Raw genomic sequence first — 3,278 nt, 5'->3', positions numbered from 1 at the left:
TAACCCGATCACGGCCACCACCTGGAACTTCACCACCGAAGCCGCTCCGGCCATCGCCGGACGGACCCCGGCGGTGAACGGCACCAACGTGGCGACCAACCGCAACCTCGCGGTGACGTTCAGCGAACCGGTCCGGGGCGTCAGCTCCAGCACCGTGACGTTGAAGACCTCCGCGGGCAAGAAAGTACCGGCGACGGTCACCTACGACGCTGCGAAGCGCACAGTGACAGTGAAGCCCATGGCGATCCTGCCGAGCAGCACCCGCTTCACGGTTAGCCTCAGCAATGGCATCACGGACGTCAACGGCAACCGCCTGGCGGCTTCCAGCTGGAGCTTCAAGACGGAAAGCCGGCCCACGGTGTCCAAGCGGACGCACGCATCCGGAGCCAAGTCGATCAACCGGAGCCGCAACATCCACGTGAAGTTCAGCGAAGCAGTCTCCGGAGTCAGCGGCTCCAGCTTCAAGCTGGTGGACAACAAGGGCAAGACGGTTTCGGCCAAGGTCAGCTACAACTCGCGCACCAAGACGGCGACCCTGAACCCGTCGAGCAAGTTGAAGGCAAACGCCACCTATAAGGTTCGGCTGAGCAGCAGCATCAAGGATGCCTCCGGCAACCGGCTGTCAGCAACCAATTGGTCGTTCCGGACCGGACGGTAAATAGCCGCCTCAACCAAAAAGAGTCCAGGCCTCGGAGAAATCCGGGGCCTGGACTTTTTCGTGCCGGGAACCGCTACATTCGGAAGGCTGGCGTAGTGCGTCCCTCGGCGTCAGTGCGCCGGGACGATCTCCACCGTGCTGGCGAGCCGGCGGTTCTTGAGCACGGGCAGGAATTCGCGTACTTCGTCGATCCGGCGCCGGGTCACGTCGACGGTGACCACGCCGCGCGGCTCGTCGTCCAGATAGGCCACCGGGATGCCCATCGGATCCAGGATGGCCGAATGCCCCACGGTATTGGTGCTCGAGGTCCCGGCCGCAGCTACCCAGCAGGTGTTCTCGATGGCACGGGCGCGCAGCAGCGTTTCCCAGTGCTCGATCTTGTGATCGCCCTTGAACCAAGCGGCCGGCACGCACAGCAGGTCCGCCCCTTGCGAGGCCAGCGCCCGTGCCAGCTCGGGGAAGCGCAGGTCGTAGCAGGTGAGCACGCCGATGTTCAGCTCCCCAAGCTGCACGATCTTCAGGCCGCCGTCGCCGGGCTTGATCCGCTTCGACTCCTGGTAGGAGAAGGCGTCGTACAGGTGCAGCTTGCGGTAAGTGTCCACAATCCGGCCGTTGGAGTCCACGATCACCAGCGTGTTGTACGGCCGCTCCTCGCCGCTGGATTCATAGCCGCCGGCGATAATCGCGATGCCGATCTCGGAGGCAATAAAGGACAACTGCTGCACAAACGTGGTCCAGTTGGCGTCCACGGCAGCGGCCAGATCGCCCTGCACATGCCGCACGGTGAACATCGACTCTTCCGGCAGCACGATCAGTTCCGCACCGTCGGCCTTGGCCTCTTCCGCAAGCGAGCGCACCGTCGCAAGGTTCTCCGACATGTCCCCGCTGGGGTTGAGCTGTCCGACGCTGATCTTCATGATGCGCTCCCGTCTTACTGGCGGCGTGTTTCCTTCCAGCCTACCTAAGGTCAACTCCACCGGCGCACGTGGGAACGTTGCATTCGGGGGACGACGACGATGCGCCGGGTCGTGCGCGGCGGCAACCTTGCGGATACCCGCCGTTGCGGCGGCGTTACGGCGGGGCTTCGCCGCCGGCGCTACCGGGCGCAGCGCAGGATGGCCTCCACGCTCCGGTCGGCGTCCGCTTCGGTGGTGGACCAGTTGCAGACGCTGATCCGCATGGCTGCCTGACCATGCCACGTGGTGCCGGATAGCCAGAGCGTCCCGTCCTCCTGCACCCGATGCACTACCTCGCGGGTGAACTCGTCCGGGTCGGAGCCGTCCTCCGGCGTGAACCGGACCAACACCTGGTTGAGCACCACGTCGTTGAGGATTTGCACGCCGTCCATGGCCGCCAGTTGTCCGGCCATCCGCGCGGCCAGCGAGCAGCAGCGCCCCACCAGGCCCGCCACCCCATCGCGACCAAGGGTCCGCAGCGCGGCATAAGCAGGGAATCCACGGGCGCGCCGGGAGAACTCCGGCACCCAGGCCACCTCGTCCCGCTCCTGCCCGTACTCCAGGTAGGCCGCGTGCGGCGGGGACATGGTGCGCTGGTGCACATCGGAGTCGCGGACAATGGCTATCCCGGAGTCGTAGGGAACATTGAGCCATTTGTGCGCGTCGGTGGCCCATGAATCCGCCAGTTCCACGCCGTCCAGCAGGTGCCGGAGCTCTGGGCTGGCTGCGGCCCACAGCCCGAAGGCGCCGTCCACATGCACCCAGGCGCCGTGCCGCCGTCGTACGCGTTCCACCGCCGCCCGGAGAGGGTCGAATGAACCGGAGTTTACGTTGCCGGCCTGCAGGTTAACGATCAGCGGCAGACCCTCGGGGATCCGTTCCAGCACTGCGTCGAGTGAATCCAAAGTAATCCGGCCTTGCTCGTCCGTATCCACCAAGTGAATGCGGCGGCGTCCCAGGCCCAGGTACTGCAGAGCCGACAATACGGTGCTGTGGGCTTCTTCGCCCACAACGACGGCGATCTCTGGTGCGCCGAAGAGCCCGTCGCTGACGACGTCCCAGCCGGCACGCTCCAGCACCGCCGTCCGCGCCGCCGCCAGACAGGTGAAGTGGGCCATCTGGCAGCCGGTGACCAGACCGAAGCCGCAGTTCGGCGGCAGACCGAACAGATCCAGCAGCCACTGGCCCACTGCCTCTTCCACCACCGAGGCGGCCGGGCCGGCCACATAGAGTCCCGCATTCTGGTCCCACGTGGACGTCAGCCAATCGGCGGCAAGAGCCGCGGGCTGGGCACCGCCAATGACGAAGCCGAAATAGCGCGGGCCTGCCATCGCCACGGCAGCCCGCCCGCCGACGCCGGCCAGGTGTTCGATGACCTTGTGCGGGTCCTCTCCCCGCTGGGGCAGTCCGCCCACCAACTCCCGGCGCAACTCGGAAACGTCCATTCCCGTTTTGACCGGGCGTTCCGGCAGCGACCGCAGATAGTCCGCAGCAAGTTCCGCCGTCCGGCGGAGCAGTTCGTCGTCCCCCATGACGTGCATGCTACGCCCGAGGGCCACGCCTGCGACAGGGGTGGTTTGGGGGTTAACGAAGGGAAGGCCCCGCCGTCGTTGGCGGGGCCTTCCCTTGTAAAGAATGTCCGGCGGTGACCTACTCTCCCACAC

Annotated in this window: 3 protein-coding genes; 1 reads left to right on the top strand and 2 read right to left on the bottom strand. The window is 66.0% G+C overall.

Features of this window, described 5'->3' with window-relative positions:
* Nucleotides 1-658, top strand: a 658-nt coding sequence (locus ACWF5H_RS10720; RefSeq protein WP_452036746.1) for an Ig-like domain-containing protein, incomplete at its 5' end; no start/stop codon positions are given.
* A 110-nt stretch (nucleotides 659-768) separates the two neighbouring features.
* Here the strand turns inward: ACWF5H_RS10720 and ACWF5H_RS10715 are convergent.
* Nucleotides 769-1,575 (bottom strand): carbon-nitrogen hydrolase family protein, encoded by an 807-nt coding sequence (locus tag ACWF5H_RS10715; protein WP_364644841.1) that lies wholly within the window; start codon nucleotides 1,573-1,575, stop codon nucleotides 769-771.
* 179 nt (nucleotides 1,576-1,754) lie between these two features.
* Entirely contained in the window at nucleotides 1,755-3,146 is a 1,392-nt protein-coding gene (locus tag ACWF5H_RS10710) for a pyridoxal phosphate-dependent decarboxylase family protein (RefSeq protein WP_452036744.1), read from the bottom strand.
* Nucleotides 3,147-3,278: the final 132 nt, after the last annotated feature.

The organism is Arthrobacter sp. NPDC055138, assembly GCF_053607305.1.
This window is presented reverse-complemented; position numbering and strand designations above follow the sequence as displayed.

Bases quoted from the DNA above. Each gene is read 5' to 3' on its own strand.
- ACWF5H_RS10715 (WP_364644841.1), bottom strand. From the start codon at position 1,575: ATGAAGATCAGCGTCGGACAGCTCAACCCCAGCGGGGACATGTCGGAG.
- ACWF5H_RS10710 (WP_452036744.1), bottom strand. From the start codon at position 3,146: ATGGGGGACGACGAACTGCTCCGCCGGACGGCGGAACTTGCTGCGGAC.